Annotated in this window: 14 protein-coding genes; 4 read left to right on the forward strand and 10 right to left on the reverse strand. The window is 25.2% G+C overall.

The window, feature by feature from the left end:
• Positions 1 to 176: 176 nt before the first annotated feature.
• From MarbSA_RS02045 to MarbSA_RS02060, 4 genes are all read right to left on the reverse strand, one after another.
• Entirely contained in the window at positions 177 to 557 is a 381-nt protein-coding gene (locus MarbSA_RS02045) for a desulfoferrodoxin (protein ID WP_042704718.1), read from the reverse strand.
• 286 nt (positions 558 to 843) lie between these two features.
• The gene (rbr, locus tag MarbSA_RS02050) at positions 844 to 1,416 is read right to left on the reverse strand and encodes a rubrerythrin (RefSeq protein ID WP_054835868.1); all 573 of its coding nucleotides are present in this window, start codon (positions 1,414 to 1,416) and stop codon (positions 844 to 846) included.
• A gap of 531 nt (positions 1,417 to 1,947) precedes the next feature.
• Entirely contained in the window at positions 1,948 to 2,112 is a 165-nt protein-coding gene (locus MarbSA_RS02055; RefSeq protein WP_155930726.1) for a hypothetical protein, read from the reverse strand.
• Positions 2,113 to 2,431: 319 nt separating this feature from the next.
• Positions 2,432 to 2,806 carry a hypothetical protein gene (locus MarbSA_RS02060; protein WP_042704226.1) on the reverse strand — a complete coding sequence of 125 codons (375 nt, stop codon included), beginning with the start codon at positions 2,804 to 2,806 and terminating at the stop codon, positions 2,432 to 2,434.
• Positions 2,807 to 3,036: 230 nt separating this feature from the next.
• Between MarbSA_RS02060 and MarbSA_RS02065 the strand changes: the two genes are divergently transcribed.
• On the forward strand, positions 3,037 to 3,543 hold the full coding sequence (locus tag MarbSA_RS02065) for a hypothetical protein (RefSeq protein WP_221061743.1): 507 nt from the start codon (positions 3,037 to 3,039) through the stop codon (positions 3,541 to 3,543).
• Between the two features lie 325 nt (positions 3,544 to 3,868).
• Positions 3,869 to 6,127 (forward strand): DHH family phosphoesterase, encoded by a 2,259-nt coding sequence (locus MarbSA_RS02070; RefSeq protein WP_221061744.1) that lies wholly within the window; start codon positions 3,869 to 3,871, stop codon positions 6,125 to 6,127.
• Positions 6,128 to 6,321: 194 nt separating this feature from the next.
• Here the strand turns inward: MarbSA_RS02070 and MarbSA_RS02075 are convergent, their stop codons facing one another.
• From MarbSA_RS02075 to MarbSA_RS02100, 6 genes are all read right to left on the reverse strand, one after another.
• A complete protein-coding gene (locus tag MarbSA_RS02075) occupies positions 6,322 to 8,250 on the reverse strand; it encodes a SpoIIE family protein phosphatase (protein ID WP_221061745.1) in 1,929 nt (642 codons plus the stop codon).
• A 149-nt stretch (positions 8,251 to 8,399) separates the two neighbouring features.
• A complete protein-coding gene (locus tag MarbSA_RS02080; RefSeq protein WP_221061746.1) occupies positions 8,400 to 8,816 on the reverse strand; it encodes an ATP-binding protein in 417 nt (138 codons plus the stop codon).
• Positions 8,817 to 9,200: 384 nt separating this feature from the next.
• On the reverse strand, positions 9,201 to 9,497 hold the full coding sequence (locus tag MarbSA_RS02085; protein ID WP_054834919.1) for an STAS domain-containing protein: 297 nt from the start codon (positions 9,495 to 9,497) through the stop codon (positions 9,201 to 9,203).
• Positions 9,498 to 10,287: 790 nt separating this feature from the next.
• Positions 10,288 to 10,890 carry an endonuclease III domain-containing protein gene (locus MarbSA_RS02090; protein ID WP_221062042.1) on the reverse strand — a complete coding sequence of 201 codons (603 nt, stop codon included), beginning with the start codon at positions 10,888 to 10,890 and terminating at the stop codon, positions 10,288 to 10,290.
• Between the two features lie 86 nt (positions 10,891 to 10,976).
• Positions 10,977 to 12,359: a 3-phosphoshikimate 1-carboxyvinyltransferase gene (gene aroA, locus MarbSA_RS02095; protein ID WP_221061747.1), complete on the reverse strand. Its 1,383-nt coding sequence runs from the start codon at positions 12,357 to 12,359 to the stop codon at positions 10,977 to 10,979.
• A gap of 102 nt (positions 12,360 to 12,461) precedes the next feature.
• A complete protein-coding gene (locus MarbSA_RS02100; protein WP_221061748.1) occupies positions 12,462 to 15,185 on the reverse strand; it encodes a valine--tRNA ligase in 2,724 nt (907 codons plus the stop codon).
• Positions 15,186 to 15,738: 553 nt separating this feature from the next.
• On the opposite strand from MarbSA_RS02100, the gene MarbSA_RS02105 reads away from it, so the two are divergent.
• Both MarbSA_RS02105 and pheT read left to right on the forward strand, forming a co-directional pair.
• On the forward strand, positions 15,739 to 16,095 hold the full coding sequence (locus MarbSA_RS02105; RefSeq protein ID WP_042704233.1) for a hypothetical protein: 357 nt from the start codon (positions 15,739 to 15,741) through the stop codon (positions 16,093 to 16,095).
• A 330-nt stretch (positions 16,096 to 16,425) separates the two neighbouring features.
• The gene (pheT, locus tag MarbSA_RS02110; RefSeq protein WP_054835774.1) at positions 16,426 to 18,078 is read left to right on the forward strand and encodes a phenylalanine--tRNA ligase subunit beta; all 1,653 of its coding nucleotides are present in this window, start codon (positions 16,426 to 16,428) and stop codon (positions 18,076 to 18,078) included.
• Positions 18,079 to 18,156 lie beyond the last annotated feature (78 nt).

Consider the following 18,156-nt stretch of genomic DNA (forward strand, 5'->3'; position numbering starts at 1 on the left):
TAATAAATTTTAAAATAAATAAAAAAATTATAAACAACAATATAGTAAAAATAAAAAATAATAAACAATATAGTTAAAAATACTATTAAAATTATGTTAAATTTAAAAATAATTATAAGCCATTATTAAAATTAAAAAATTAAAAAATTGATAAAAATTAATTAAAAACTAATAAATTAAGAATGCCATAATCCATGAACATTACAATATTCACGTGCTCTTAAATCATCAATGTCTGCACAAACTTCAAAAATAGCTTCTGGTTTATCTCCTGCATTTAAAAATTTACGATAAACTTTATCTCCAACAAACAACTCAACAAAGCATATATGATGCTCTTCAATCATTGGATGAGGAACTTCACCTATTTTTACAATAATGTTATCGCCATCTTTCTCGATTATAGGAATATGTTTTTCAGGACCAACATCAAGTTGTCTTTCCTCTAATAATTCCATATCTTCTCCACAGCAGACTAACTGACCAATACCCTCATTAACTATTTCAACTATGTTTTCACAGACATTACATCTGTATATTTCATTAAGTTTTGTCATTTTATCACCTGATTTTATTAATATTACATTAAAATCATTAATATCTAAGACCATTAAATACACAAAATCATCAAATATTTGAAATCATTAAATATGGATTAAATATTATTAATACAATACTAAATATTATTAATACAATTAATATATAAAATATTATAAAAAATATAAAATAATATTTAAGCCTTTAACAATGAATAATATCCAATAATTAAATATTAATTATATTAATGAATTTATTCTAATGAATAATATTAAACCATCAGCATCAAATTTTATATAGCCATGATTAATATTCATCACAGATTATTTCAAAGTATTTAGCTGGATGATCACATGCAGGACATTTTTCAGGAGGTTCTTCAGCAATATGTATACGTCCACATTTACGACACATCCATGTAACTGGTTTGTCTTTTTTATGGGTAGTTCCATCTTCAACAATCTTAAGTAACATTCTATATCTTGTTTCATGATGTATTTCTGCTTCTCCAATTGCAGTTAATCTTTTAGAAATATCATCATAACCTTCTTCTTTAGCTACTTTTGCAAATTCTGGATACATCTCACTATTTTCATAATGTTCACCAGCAATAGCTGCTTTAAGATTAGCTACAGTATCACCCAAAACTGTAGGAGCTTCAGCTTCAACAACAATATCTTCATCATCTTTTTTTATTTCATTGATTAATCTAAAAAGCCATTTAGCATGTTCTCTTTCATTCTCTGCTGTTTGAAGAAATATATCAGATATTTGTTCATAACCATCTTTTACAGCTTGTTTAGCATAAAAAGTATATCTATTTCTAGCTTGACTTTCTCCAATAAATGCTTTTGTTAAATTTTCGAGAGTTTTTGACATCATATCACCTTTGATTTCATGTAATTTACTCAATAAAGACATAAACAATGAGTATTATTAATAATTAATTATAATACTCAGATTGATTATTCTTTAAATATTCAATTTTATTATGTAAATAATAATATGTTAAAACACCTTATTAAATATTACTTTTAGTTCGATATCGATAAAATATATTAATATATTATTTATTAAAACGTTTTTATGTTCAAAGCTACAATTTCTTTAAAAAATAAAAAATAAAAAATAAATAATTAAATATATAAAAATTAGTTCATACAAGTTTAAACTAAGATTCAATATGAAACTATATTATAATCGATAGGGTGGATCGTTATAAAAAGCCAAAAAAACCACAATTAAAGAAAAAGATGTAACAAATATGTAAAATATTTAAAAAAATCTAATAAAAAATGATAAAAATTAATTTGATAATTGATAAAAATATTTAAAAAAACTCATTATATTTAAAAAAAAAACTCATTAGTATTCAAAGAAATTTATTATATTTTAATCTATTATTCAATATTACATATTTTCTTTTTTTAAAGCTTGCATATTTTTACTAGCTCTAATGTTTATTTTTTTGAGAGAATTTTTTTGTCTAAATTCTAAATGTTTTGCAACAGTTTTTTCATTTTTTTCAACATAACGTTCATGATTCTTTCCTAATTTTTCTTCAACTACTATCATTTTTCCACCTTTTTGATTAATATTAAGATTATTCAATTAATACAAGATTATTCGATTACTTTCCTATTCTTTAAAGAAAATATAATATTATATATCGATAGTAATTTATATTATATTCGTACTTTATTTATAAATTTTTCTATTAAATATTTATTCCAATAATATGAAAAATTTAAAAAAATAAAAAATAAAAAGTTAAAAAATAAAAAGTAAAAAATTAAAAAATAAAAACATTAGTTGTAAATGAAAAGATTGAAAAAAAATAAAAAATTAAATCAATATAATAAAATTAAAAAATTTTTTAAAAATTTTCATCAACTTATAAATCTATTAATTCTAAAACTATTTCAGGTTCTTTGCTTCTAGAATTAATTATTTCTAAAGTATTTTCGCCATTTTCACAGTTAACACCAATTATCTTAACAAACCACGGCTCTATAGTATCCATTTCAGTTATTACTACAGATCGACCATCATTTAATGCTACATAAAGATTAAAAATTTGATTATCTTTTTTACCTGATTTTACCTTGTTAAACTTATCTTCAAATTCATCCCAAAACTTATTTAATTCTGGACTAATTGATTTATCTTTAAGCTTTGCAACATCATTTTCTAAAAGTTCATTTACAGCTTGACGATATTTAACTGCATAATCTTTTATTTTATCATAATTTGTATCATTAATTGTCATGATTAGAATATTGTTGAGTTATACTAAATAATATTTTCTATTCAATTCTATAGTTATACTAATTTTTCTATCCAATTTTATAATTATATTGATATATATTAAGATTGATATTATTAAGATAAAAATTTTTAAATAAAAATAATTAAAAATTATAAAGGTCATAAAAATTATAATCAATTTTATCTCAATTTAATAAGATTTATATTTTATAATATACATAAAAGACATTGATGAATAAAAAGATTATTATTGTAATTATAGTATTGTTAGCTACTGTATCTGTTAGTGGATGTATTAAAACCCCTATGGATAATATAAATAATATAATCCCAAGTTTAAGTCAGAATATTGAAATTGGAGACGCGAATTATAATGAAGCTGTAACCTACCTTAATTCACATAATTATGACTTAGCTGAAGAAAAAGTACAAACATCAAGTAACAACTTTCTTGAAGCGAAAAATAAGATGTTAGAAATTAATAAATATGATGAAAATATTAATGATACTCTATATTTACAATACCTTAATTTAATTGAAGAAGAATTAAACTTAAAAGAAAATGCAACCTCCAATCTCCAATTAGCTATACAAAATTTTAAAAAAGGAAATAAAGTAGTTGCAAATAATTATGTAAGTACAGCTAATAAACTTATGAATCAAGGGATAAGTATACAAAATCAAAGAAATAACCTTGTTAAAAATAACCCTGATAAATTTAAAGAAGTTAATCAATAGATAAATTTAATCATAAACTTATTTTATTAAGTATTAAATATTGAATATTAATTAATTTATGTTATTAATGTTGATTGATTATATTATTTTTATAATTTATTAATTTTTTAAATATGATAAATAGAATAATTAGTTTTACTTTTAAATTTAAAAAATTAAATAACAATATAATTCAATAAAAAGAAGTAATTAAATAACAAAAATAATATAAAAAATAATATAATTCAATGAAGAAATCAATTATAATGGATATATTAAATAATAATAGATCTATTAAAAGATATGCTAAAAATTATCAACAATTTTATCATTATAGAGGTAAAGAATGAGAAAAAAATGCCCTAACTGTAAAGGAACAGGATCTTCAAAAGTTGATCAAAAAGTATGTGATTCCTGTGATGGAACAGGTTTTCAAGATAGTTTTGAAACTAAAAACCATTTTAAAGGTGTAAATAATAATGCTAAAGCCAAATTTGATTTAGAAATAGAAGAAGATGTGCCCTGTGAAGTTTGCAAAGGAAAAGGAGTAATTGATATTAATGAAAAATGTCAGACTTGCGAAGGAATAGGAGAAATCAATGTTTGTAAATCTTGTAATAAAATAGTTCCAGAAAACACTGATTATTGCACAGAATGTAAAATCAAATTAGAAAAAGAGAGACAAATAAAGGAAAAAGAGGAATTAGAGAAAATGAAGCTAGAAGAAGAACTTAGAAAAAAGCCAACAAAAGTATTTGTATTAGATCCTCTTTGTGAGATGGAAGATTTAGAAATAGGCTTAATCTATAAAGGAAAGATTACAAGAGTAGAAAAGTATGGAGTATTTGTTAGCTTAAACAATCAAGTTTGGGGTTTGATGAGAACTGGAAACCCAAATTATTCAGTTGGAGATGAAATATTTGTAAAAATAACTGAAATTAAGTCTCACAAAAGAGAAGTAGATATGGGACCAGCTAATATAATTGGAGATATAGAAATAGAGAAAGTTAAAAAGAATATCTCCAGAAGCCAAATAGGATCTCTTACTAACAAAGATATAGGAAAAGTTGTTAGAATAGAAGGAGAAATTATACAAATACAACAAACTTCAGGACCAACAATTTTCACAATTACTGATGAAACAGCTATTACATGGGCAGCAGCATTTGATGAAGCAGGTGTTAGAGTTTATCCACACATTGAAACTGGAGACATTGTTGAAGTAATGGGGGAAGTGAATCAACATAGTGGTAAAATTCAAATCGAATCTGAAATAATAGAAAAATTAGAAGGTGAAAAAGAAGATAAAATCCGTCAAATAATTGAAAAAGCACTCGATGAAAAAGCAGAGCCTGAAAATGTACCAACACTAATTAAAAGTCCAATATTAGATAAATTACAACCAAAAATGAGAGAAGCTGCAAAAACAATACGAAAGGCTATAATGGATGGTAGAACTGTTTTACTCAGACATCATGCAGATGCAGATGGAATATCTGCAGGAGTAGCTATGGAAAAAGCAGTTATTCCCTTACTTAGAGAAATAAGCCCAAGTACTGATGCAGAATGGCATTATTTCAGAAGATCACCAAGTAAAGCCCCATTTTATGAGCTTGAAGATGTTATAAAAGACCTTTCTTTTGCTCTTGAAGATTTGGAAAGACATGGGCAAAAATTACCCCTTATTGTGCTTTTAGATAATGGTTCAACAGAAGAAGATGTTCTCGCACTTATGAAAGCTAAAATATATGATATTGAGATTGTTGTAATCGATCATCACTTCCCCGGTGAAGTAAAGGATGGGAAAGTAGAAGTAGATGAGTTTGTAGATACTCATGTTAACCCATATCTTGTTGGAGGAGATTCACAGATTACTGCAGGAGCATTAGCTGTTGAAGTAGCTAATATAATTAATCCTGAAATAAAAGAGCTTATAAGTCACCTTCCAGGAGTAGCTGCACTTGGTGACCATGCAGAATCAGATGAAGCAGAGCAATATATAGAATTAGCTAAAGAAAAAGGTTTTAGTAGAGAAGACCTTGATAAGATAGCTGCTTGTGTTGATTTTGAAGCATATTTTTTAAGATTCATGAATGGTAGAGGAATCATGGATACAATACTTGCAGTTGATAATATTGATAAACATGAAAAACTTGTTAATGCATTGTATAAAGAGTATAATAAAAGAATAGCTACACAATTAAAAGCTACACTTCCAAATGTAAAAGAAGAAAAACTTCCTAATGGAATATATTTCAATGTTCTTGATGTTGAAAAGTATGCTCATAAATTTACATTTCCTGCTCCAGGAAAAACTTGTGGATTTGTTCATGATAAATATGTGAAAGATCTTGGAGAGGAAACACCAATAATAACACTCTGTTATGGACCTGATTTTGGAGTGGTTAGAGCAACAGAAGTTATACATAAAAAATTTGGTTTTAACTTAAATGAAATCATATGGAAGCTTCAAGAAAGAATACCAGAGGCTGGAATAGATGGTGGTGGACATGAAGTCGCAGGTTCTATAAAATTTGTAGAAGGTTTATTAAAAGAAGTATTGGGTAGTTTTGCAGAAGAAATTGCAAATATGGATGAAATATAACTATTTTTTCATAACAAACTATTTTTAACTATTTCTTATTGTTTTTATATATAATATTAAATTCTATGTTAATAAGCAAACATTTAGAAAAATTGAATCAATAATAGATAATTTCTTTGGTTTAATCAATTTTTTAATTAAGGATAAGAAATTCAAAAAAAGAAAACATTGATTTATTAAATAATATTTTAAATTCAAATTTTATATTCTAAAATCAGCATAGTTATATCATCAAATTGCTCAAGATTTTTAGAAAATTCATCACATTCTTCTTTTATCTTCACTAATAAATCACGTATAGGTAAATCTGAGTTATTCAATATATTTATTAAATTTTTTTCTCCAAAAAATTCTTTTTTACTATTAATAGCTTCTGTTATACCATCAGTATATAAAAATATTCTAGCTCCTTTTTCCAGCTTTATTTCATTTTGAATATAATCAATATCATCTATTGGCCCTAAAACAAAGTTTGGTTTGGATTTAAGTGGTTTATATCTTGAAGAAGTTTTCAGTAAAGGAGGATTATGTCCTGCATTTACATAAGTGAGCATAGCAGTTTTTATCTCTAAAATACCCATCCAAGCAGTTACAAACATGTTTTCAGAGTTATCTCTTGCAAGTTGATTATTAACATTTTTAAATATATTCTTAGGATTTGATTCATATAATGCTTCTTTCTTTATAAGAGTCTTAGCTAACATCATAAATAGTGCTGCAGGAATACCTTTACCTGAAACATCCCCTATAACAATAGCTACATGATCATCATCAATGAAGAAAAAATCATAGAAATCTCCTCCAACTTCTTTTGCAGGATATGAAGTTGCAGAAATATCAAATTTTCCATTTCCTTGAGATGTTAAAAATTCTTTTGGAAGTATGGATTTTTGAATATTAGTTGCAATATTCAATTCTGTATTAATTCTTTCTTTTTCTGCAGTAATATTTTTTAAATCCAAAATATATAATTTTAAATCTTTAATCATTTGTTCAAATGATTCTGCCAAAATTTCAATTTCAATTTGTTTATTTTGCAGACTGTTTAATTTTTTTACTATATTATTAGAATCTTCAATCTTATTTTTACTATTTGTATATTCATTAACAGAACTAGAAATAGATTCAATAGGATTAGTAATGTTTTTTTCAATATAGTATAAAAATCCAATGAAAGAAATATAAAATATGATAATAATGAAACTCATATTCATATAAAAATGATTCCAAAAGTTTATTAATTGATTTTGAGTAATTTGAATAGAATAAAACCCTTCAATTCCTGTTAAAATAGAAATTATCGTGCCAGTTAGTATAAATACTAATATGAACTTTTCTGTTAAAGTTATTTCCTTGTTTTCAGTGATAATTTTTTTATTAAATGGTTTAAAAATGTAAATGAAAATAAGAACATAAAATATAATCCCTATATATATGCCATATACACCAGATCCATTAAATATTGAATATAAAAAATAAGATAATCCTATTAAAGTAGCTAGTCCTAATGAAAAATCGAATACTTTAGGATTAATAAATGCTTTTTTTTGTTTTGGAGAATACATTTTAATTCCATAGATATTAGCAATTGAAATAATCAGAATCCCCAAAATCATGGAAAAATCAAAGTTAGCTAATAAAAATATTAAAGTTTGTAAAGAAACAAAACTTAAAATTCCTACAGATTCTAATAAAAAAGATAATAATGCAGTCATTATTAAAGATGTTATTGTAATCACAATAATAAATTTTAAAAGATTATTTAATGTATCTAACCTAGGTTTAGTAAGTTTATCTCCTATATTAAAACTATACCATAATTTATAAGAAATATATCCAAACAAAAAATTAGCAATAAAACCAAAGATCACTATAACTAAAGGATATCCAATAATTATATCAGAAACTAAATCTCCAAGAGCTGCTCCTAATGCACCCCAGAATCCAAACATCATTCCAAAAGCAGGAGGTAGAGCACTTGAAGGTCTTAATTGAGATATATTTAAAACTGGGAAAAAATAACGAAAAGGAATGGCTACTATAATGAAAATAATTGAACAAACTATCAATATAATTAGTTTCGAACTATAACTATCATAATTTAGCCTAGATTCTATATTCATTTAAGTTCAATCCCTTTAAACCTTAAATTAAATAATTAGTAGATTAATAGTAACATATTTTATTTATTTTAATAATAACATATTAATAAATGAAATTCGATTCTTTACTTTCTAAATTTTATATAATAATTAAAAGGTTAGTTCTTAATTCATTTTAATAGTTTTTTAAATGTTAAAACGTTATTTCCCTTTTTATATTGATAATTAATCTCATCAACATTTCTTCTTGCAAGAAATATCCCCAGCCCACCAATTTCTCGCGTTTCAGAATCTAAAGTTGTATTTGGAATTTTTTCTTCAAGAGGATTGAAAGGAATTCCATTATCAACAAATTTAACAGTTAATGTTGAGTTATCTTCATTAAAAAACGAATATATAGCAACTTCATTATTTTTAGAGTCTTTTTTATAGGCATAATTAGATATATTAACAAATATTTCCTCTGTAGCAAGTTCTAATTGTATTTCAAACTTTTTTGAAAAATTATATGTTTTCAACTGATTACTAATAAAATTCAATACTTTATCTAATTCCTCGGTTTCTGCATGAACAATAAGTTTATCCATAATGACTACCCTCTTTTGACACTTATTATCACCTTTTACATTAATTACCAACTATACAATATCTATACTATTATTTGTAAATAAAAATAAACTATAATTATAGTGTTAATAATTATAGTGTTATAGTCAAATTATTTAATCCAGTTGTATTCAGGTATTCCATATTTTTAACGATTTTTCTTACCATAGTTATACTCATAGCATTTCAGAGCTATTGTTTTTATCTCCTATTTGTATTTTTAGTCATTTTTAAAAGGTTTTTATTAATAGGTTTTCCTTCAGAAATATCATTTAAGTTTTTTTGTCCTGTGGGAGTTAATTTTGAAACATCCATTTTTTCACCCCAATTACTTTTAATCTCTATTTAATCAAATTCAATTATGGTCATTTGATTGTTAAAATCTTGGAAAACCCTGTAGCTTCAAAAATTTCCATTACTAAATCATTAACATTTTCAATAACCATAGAACCTTGTTTATCCATGATTTTTTGCGTTGAAAGAATAACACGAAGTCCTGAACTTGATATATAGATTAAATCTTTAAAATTAAAAATTAATTCTTTAGTTCCTGGAATATCTTTCTTTAACTCTTCTTCTAATTCAGCAGAAGAGTTTATATCTAATCTACCCTCAATTTTAACCAGTAATTTATCATCTTTAATTTTTTTTTCAATGTTCATAATTTCACCAATTATCTAATTTATTAATGTTCTAGCTTATTTTGTTTAGCTTATTTTATTCAGCTTGTTTTGTTTAGCTTATTTTAATATTATAACAGTATAATAGTTTATTAAATATTAGCCTCAAATGTTTTTAATTTAAGATCTAAAATATAAAACCTACAAAATATAAGAAATTAATAAGATTATGATATATTATTATATATCGAATAATTTTATCAGTGAACATTCACTTTGTAAATAAACTAATAAATATTATTGATAATAATAATATATAAAGATTTCTATGAGATTATAGTTTAATACCAATTATTTGGCAATATACTTGAATATAACTTTTTTATGAATGAACTTTTGTCCACTAATTCATAGGATAATTTAAAAATTTCCTTTATTAAAAGTTTAATATCTAGAATAAAAGTTTTATTTAACATATTTTTTAAGTTTTCCATAATTTTTATGTTAGATTTAGAAAAAAAGAATAAGTAAATAAGTCAGTTTATATTTAAATTGAACAAATTTTTCTAAGTGAATATCTTTTATATAAACATTAAATAAATTGTAGTTGAATAACTTTTTTAAAATTAGCTTTTTTAAACTATTTTCAAGCTCATGAATCAGGGTTTTAAGCTTATTAAAGTTAATATAAAATTCAAACAAATCTTTAAAATTTTTTCATATCCATAAATCATATTTTATATGAATATTTGCTAAAATAGGTTAACAAAGTTATAGAATTATATAGAATTATAAAATATTATACTATAAACATTCACCCAATATGGCTTTTTTACAGAAAATTAGTATTATAATAATCACATAAATCAGCAATAGGACATTCTTCACACAATGGATTAAGAGGCCTACAAATTGTCTGACCAAATTGAACAATTAAATCATTCATGTCAATCCAAAGGTTTTTTGGAACAATTTTCATTAATTCTTCTTCTGTCTTTTCAGGAGTTTTAGTATTAACAATTCCCCATCTATTAGGTATTCTATGAACATGAGTATCTACAGGAATAGCTGGTTCTTGAAATGCAAAAACAAGTACACAATTAGCTGTTTTTCTACCAACTCCTGGAAGTTCAAGAAGTTCTTTCATATTATTTGGAACTATTCCACCATAATAATCTAATATAATATGTGAAACTTCTTTTATTCTATTAGCTTTAACTCTAAAAAAACCTGCACTCTTAACAAGCTTTTCAATATCTTCTATTGGAGCATCAGCAACTTCATGAATATCTTTATATTTAGAAAAAAGTTGATTTGTAGCTTTATCAGTATTTGCATCTTTTGTTCTTTGAGAAAGGATTGTTCTGATTAAAACCCTATATGGATCCCTATCTTCAAAAACGCGAAGAGTATATAAATTATTAAGCTCTTTCATTATTTTTTCTACTTTAAAAGACAAATTATTATTATTTTTAGATTTAGAAATATAATCACCCAACTATTTACTTAACTATTTTAAAATTAAATACATCCATTTTCGAATAAACCTATTTCTATTCCAATTTCAGCCATTGATTCTATGTAATTAGGGAAAGAAACATTAAATACCTCTCCTTTTTCAATGAATACTTCATGTTTAAGTCCTATTAAGCTAAAAGCCATAGCTAATCTATGATCATTATGCGATGTAACCTTATTTGAAATTGATTTTTCTAAATTGACCCCACTAATAATTTCCATACCATCTTCATTTTCTTTAATATTACAACCTAATTTAGAGAGTTCCTCTGCACACTTAGCTATTCTGTCTGTTTCTTTATAACGAGCATGTTTAACACCAGTAATTAATGTATTACCATTAGCTAAAGCACTCAATGCAGAAACAGTTGGAAGAAGATCAGGAGCATTATGTAAATCAATTTCAATACCATTAAGATTTCCATCAGAAATCAATGTAACAGAATCATTATCAATAGTAATCTTAGAACCCATCTTTTCTAAAATTTCTAAAATTAATTTATCTCCCTGTTTAGAATTCTTAAATAAGTTTTTAACTGTTATCTTCCCACCTAAAATAGCTACAGCACCTAAAAGGTATGATGCAGAAGAATAATCTCCTTCAACAACATAATCAATAGCAGTGAATTTTTGAGGCTTAATAGAAAAGAAGGTTGATGAACATTTTTTATCAATAAAATCACAATTTTCATGCTTAGTAAAAAGGTCTGTTTCAATTTCAACCCCAAACTCCTCCATAACATCCAAAGTCATAGCTACATATGATTTTGATATAAAATCTCCCTTAACTTCAAGATCAATACCTTTTTCAGAGATAGTTCCCGCTATTAAAAGAGAAGAAATAAATTGAGAGCTAACATTACCATCAATAGATGTTTTTCCACCAACAAAACCTGGGTTTACTTCAATAGGAGGTTTTCCATTTTTAAAAATGGATTTTGCATCAACTCCTAATGGTTTTAAAGCTTCAAGAAGCATATCCATAGGACGTGTTTTAAGAGATTCATCACCAGTAAATATTGTTTTATTTTTAGATAAACCAGCTAAAGAAGTCATTATCCTAAGAGTAGTTCCAGAATTTTTCAAATCAATTGGATTATCTGAAAGATTTTCAATATTTCCATTATCAATTCCTTTAATTTCCCAATAACTATCTGAATTAGGATTATTAACAAGAGAATTAAAGTTAGAAGTATTTATATCTGCACCAAAATTTCTACAAGCATTAACTGAAGCAAGAGTATCCTCAGAAGAAAGAGGATCATATAAACAAGAAGTTCCTTCAGCAAAAGAAGCTATAATAATAGCCCTATGAGTATAACTTTTAGAAGGAGGTGCTTTAACAATTCCTCCAACATCTGAAACTTTTTTTACTTTTAAAATCATTTAAATCATCTGAAATTTTGATTCAATCTATTATAATGTATTATGATTATATATAAAAATATAATAAAGATATAATGAAAATATAATGAAAATATAATAAAATTATTTAATTATTTCAAATAAAACATCTAAATTATCTGATTGGACAACATCAACCTTCTTACCACTTTTACCAACAACTTCTTTTACCATATTAACATGTTCATTAGTTATAACATTGTCTCCAATTGTTATTTTGCCATTATTTTCTTTTTCTTCAGTTTCTTCTAATAATTTAGCTATTTCTTCTGGATCATTAGATGTTAAATATTTAATAATTTTTGGAGCATCTCCTTTAAATTGAGGGCCAATCTTATCCATAGCAGGAATAACTTCAACAACCTTTTCATGAATATCAGGTTTTCCAACTAACAAGTCAAGTTTATGAATCTTTAAAGTTCCTTTAATATCTTCAATATAATCCTCATAAACTGCCTTTAAATCTTCATTAGTGTAGATATTAACTTCAGACAGAGGAACATTTAGAGGAATCTTAGAAGAAGATTTAAACCTTCTAATTTCTCCAATAGTTTCAATAATTAATTCTCCATTATCTTCAAAAACATCATCAATAAGATCTTCATCTAATTCTGGCCATTTAATAATATTTATACTATTAGTATTTTCAAAATATTGATATACTTCATCAGCAAAATGAGGAGTAATAGGTGAAAGAAGTTTTAAAGAAGTTTCAACAACGTTTTTTAAAGTATATTTAGCAGCAATCCTAGAATCTTCAGTTACATCATCATTATAAAGCCTATATTTAACAGATTCAATATATTCATCACAAAAATCGTGCCAAACAAATTTTTCAATTGAATTAATAGCTGTTGCAAAATTATAAGTTTCAAAAGCTTCAGTAACCTCTTTATTAAGATTATTTAACTTTGAAAGTATCCACTTATCTAAAGGCATTAATTTATTTTTAATAGCATTACTAGATTCATTATTGATAATATCTATATTTTTATTAGTCATATTTTCATCAAAAATATGCATACTAATAAATCTAAAAGCATTCCAAAATTTCCTAAGGAATTTATAACCATATTTAATATCTTTCCAATCAAAAGGAACATCAGACCCTGGAACACTATTAGCTGCCCAAGTTCTAAGAGCATCTGCACCATACTCTTCAATAACTTCTTCAGGACCTATAACATTTCCACGAGATTTACTCATTTTATAACCATCTTCTCCAAAGACCATACCATTAATTACAATCTCATCAAATGGTTTTTCATCAACTAAAGCTAATGTTCTAAGAGTAGTATAAAAAGCCCATGTACGAATAATATCATGCCCTTGAGGACGTAAATCAGCAGGAAAATTATTTTTAAAACTTGGATCTGGCCATCCAGCAATATTTAATGGAGATATAGAACTATCCATCCAAGTATCAAGCACATCATCCTCTCCTCTAAATTCACGAGACCCACACTCACATTCAACTGAAGGTTGTGTTTGGGTTGGGTCTACAGGTAAATCTTCAATATTTGGAAGATGAACCTTACCACATTTTTTACAGAACCAAACAGGGATAGGAGTAGCAAATATCCTTTGTCTTGAAACACACCAATCCCATTCCATAGAATCAGCCCAATTAAGAAGCCTACTTTTCATATGCTCTGGAACCCAATTCATAGAATTAGTAGCAGATTTAATATCATCGATTAGTTTATTTACAGCTACAAACCATTGTTTTTTAACCAAAATTTCAATAGGAGTTTTACATCTCCAACATTGACCAACATTTTGATCAACAGGTTCTTGTTTAATAATACACTCTTCTGCTTTAAGATCATCAACAGTAGCTAACTTACATTCTTTTAAAGTCATTCCTTCATATCTTCCAGCAGATTTAGTCATAATCCCTTTTTCATCAATTGCTTCAATAATATCAAGATTATGTTTATTTACCCATGAAACATCAGTTTTATCCCCAAAAGTACAAACCATAACAGCACCAGTACCAAATTCAGGATCAACTTCATCATCAGCTATAACTTTAACTTTTTGTCTTGAAATAGGAACTTCAACCTCTTTTCCAATAATATCTGCATATCTATCATCATCAGGGCTAACAACAACAGCTACACAAGCAGACATAAGTTCAGGGCGAGTTGTAGCTATTAAAACTCCATCATTTTTTGAATCAGATTTTTCATTAGTAGAAGGAAAATTAACATAATTTAAAAAAGTATCATTACTACTATATTCAACTTCAGCAAAAGCTATAGCTGTTTCACAGCGAGGACACCAATTAACAGGATGAATACCTTGATATATTAAACCTTTTTCATACATTTGAAGAAAAGAAGTTTGAGTTTTTCTCATATACTCATGAGTCATAGTAATATATTCTCTTGACCAATCTTGAGAAAATCCTATAGACTTCATCTGATTTTTCATAAGAGTTATATTTTCTTTTGTAAGATCTACACACATATTACGAAATTCTGCTCTTGAAACATCATTTTTCTTAATATTATTGTTTTCTTCAACTTTAACTTCAGTTGGAAGACCATGACAATCCCAACCTTGAGGGAATAAAACATCAAAACCTTTTAAACGTTTATATCTTGCATTTATATCAATATAAACCCAATTTAATACATGACCCATATGAATAGAACCAGTTGGGTAAGGAGGAGGAGTATCAATTATATACCTTGGTTTTGTTCCATCACCAATGAATTTATAAATTTGATCATCATCCCATTTTTTTTGCCATTCTTTTTCTTTTTTATGATCATAATCTTTAGGAATGTTGTCTATTGTCATGTATCTTCTCCATATTATGTATTTCTATAAATGTATCAATTTCTACAATTGTATCAATTTCTATAATTATATTAATTTCTATAATTATATTATTTCTATAACTGTATTATTTGATAAGTATTTAAGAATAATTTAATAAAATTTACAATTCGATGAATAGTAATATTAACTATTTTTTAACTAACTTTAACTAACTTTTAAGTAATTTTTAAATATTTTTAAAATATTAATATTATATTTTAATATTTGATTTAATATATTTTATACTTTATAACTAATTACCATATTAAATAATATCATAATAATATAAATAGTATAATTATGGAAAAATATTTTAATTAATAAATGAATAACTATAATTATTATGAATAATATAGATAAGGAGTCTAATATAGTTTTATTTTAATTCCTAATAATATAAAAATATATATAAAAATAATATGGAATTATAAATAATTTCATTAAGCTTATTCAAATTGTATAAATCAAATTAAGTAAATTAAATATAATTATAAATAATCAAATATTATTATAGATAACTGATGGTGAAAGAATGGAATTATTATGGTTCTATATAGCTATTGTATTAGCTATAAGCGATGAATTGCACAGTATAATCATGTGGAATTTCCTTCACGATTTTTACATAATATTCGGAGGCCTTGTTCAGGAAATGGTTTATTCTAATTTCCAAGCATGGTTAGTTCATGAAGGATTAGAAGCTGTATTTCATTTTTTTGTATTATCAATAGTCTTTTTCTCAGTTGAAATCGGTTTTTTAGGTGGATTAATCCACTTTGTTATTGATGTTATTCATTCTTTAACTATAAAACATATGACTCATCTCGAACATCGATCATTACACTTTGTTTTTGAGTCTCTATTCTTTATATGTATCTTTGGATTTTAAATTCAATTCAATATAATTTTTATAATAAATTTATAATAAATATTTTTTATAATAAACGTTTTTATAATAAAATTAAATATTCATTATAGAATGTTTTAAACATCATTTTTCAAAAAAATAAAAAATACTGAAAAAATAAAAAATGCTAAAAATACTAAAAATAATAGAAAATAGTAAAAAATACAAAAAATGAAAAAAACAACATATATTAAAAATTAGCATACTTTATTTAAAATACTTTATAATAAATAATTAAAATTAAAATACAATTATAATAATTAAACTAAATATATATTAAAATATTTCAGAAAATATTTCAGGAGATAATTAATGCCAGTAATTACATTTGAATATCAAGATTTAAAAGAGCTTGGAATTAACATTGAAAATAATAAGCTAATTGATATTTTACCTATGCTTGGAAGCGATATAGAAGACTTCGATGATGAGACAATTAAAGTTGAATTTTTTCCAAATCGTCCAGATCAGTTATCAGTAGAAGGAGTTTCTCGTAGCTTAAAAGGTTTCATATCACAAGAAATAGGCCTTCCTAAATATAAAGTCTCACCTTCTGGAGAAAAAGTATTTGTAGATAAAGAAATAGAAAATATTCGACCATATATAGCTTTCGCATTAATTAAAGATATTAAATTTAATGGAGAGAAGCTAAAACAAATAATGGACTTTCAAGAAAATTTACACTGGGTTATTGGAAGAGACAGAAAAAAAGTAGCTATTGGTATTCATAATTTAGATGTTATTAATGGAGATTATAAATATATTGCAAGTTCTCCAAATGAAAATAGTTTTGTTCCATTAGATCATTTAAATGAATTAACTCCAAAGGAAATATTAGGTGAACATGAAAAAGGTTCGAAATATGCAAAGTTAATATCAGGATTCGATAAGTATCCTATTATTCTTGATAAAAATGATAAAGTATTATCCATGCCACCAATTATAAATGGAGAATTAACAAAACTTACAGAAGATACAAAAAATATACTTGTAGATGTGACTGGAACTGATGAAAAAGCAGTTCAACAGACATTAAATATTATTTGTAGTTCATTTGGAGAAGTTGGAGGAGAAATAGAAAGTTTAGATATTGTTTACCAAGACAAAACAATTACAACTCCTGATTTAAGCCCAAAAACTAGAAAAGTGAGAGTCGATTTGTGTAATGAACTTATTGGAGGAGTAAATCTTAATGCAGAAGATGTAGCTAATTTGTTGCTTAAAGCAAGGATGGATACAAAAATTACAAATAATAATGAAGTTCAAGTAGAAATTCCTTCATACAGAATAGACATCCTTCATGAAGTTGACATAGTTGAAAATGTAGCTATCCAATACTGCATAAATAAAATTAATGCAGAGCTTCCAAATATTTCAACAATAGCTTATGAAGATAACTGGTTTAAAAGTGAAAAAACCATTCGTGAAATTATGATTGGCCTTGGTTTCCAAGAAATAATGAGTTTAATGTTAACAAGCGAAGAAAATCATTATGAAAAAATGAAACAAATAGAAGATAACCATGTACAAGTATCTAAGCCAATTACAATTGATAGAACAATGATTAGAAAAAGTTTAATAAATAGTCTCATGGAGTTTTTAGAGGATAATAAACATGAAGATCTCCCACAAAAAATATTTGAAATAGGAGACACATTATATATTGATGAATCAAAAGAAACAAATGTCAAAACTGTGAAAAAACTAGCAGGAGCTATTTGCCATTCTACAGCTAATTTTACTGAAATTAAATCAACAATAGCAAGTCTTTTATCTAATTTAGGATATGAAATGGAAGTTTCATCATCAAATAATCCTACTTTCATTAAAGGAAGAGTAGCTAGTATTAAAGGAACTAGTAAAAACAGTACTATTTCTGGTTTCTTTGGAGAAATATCTCCTGAAGTAATTAGTAATTTCGAGCTAGAATATCCAGTGATAGCATTTGAAATAGGATTTTTATAGATAATTTCATTAAAATTATTAAATTAAAAATAAATTCTTATATCATATTAAATTCTTATATTAAAAATATTTATTTTT

This window comes from Methanobrevibacter arboriphilus (assembly GCF_019669925.1).
In the GTDB taxonomy this organism is placed as follows: Archaea; Methanobacteriota; Methanobacteria; order Methanobacteriales; family Methanobacteriaceae; genus Methanobinarius; species Methanobinarius arboriphilus_A.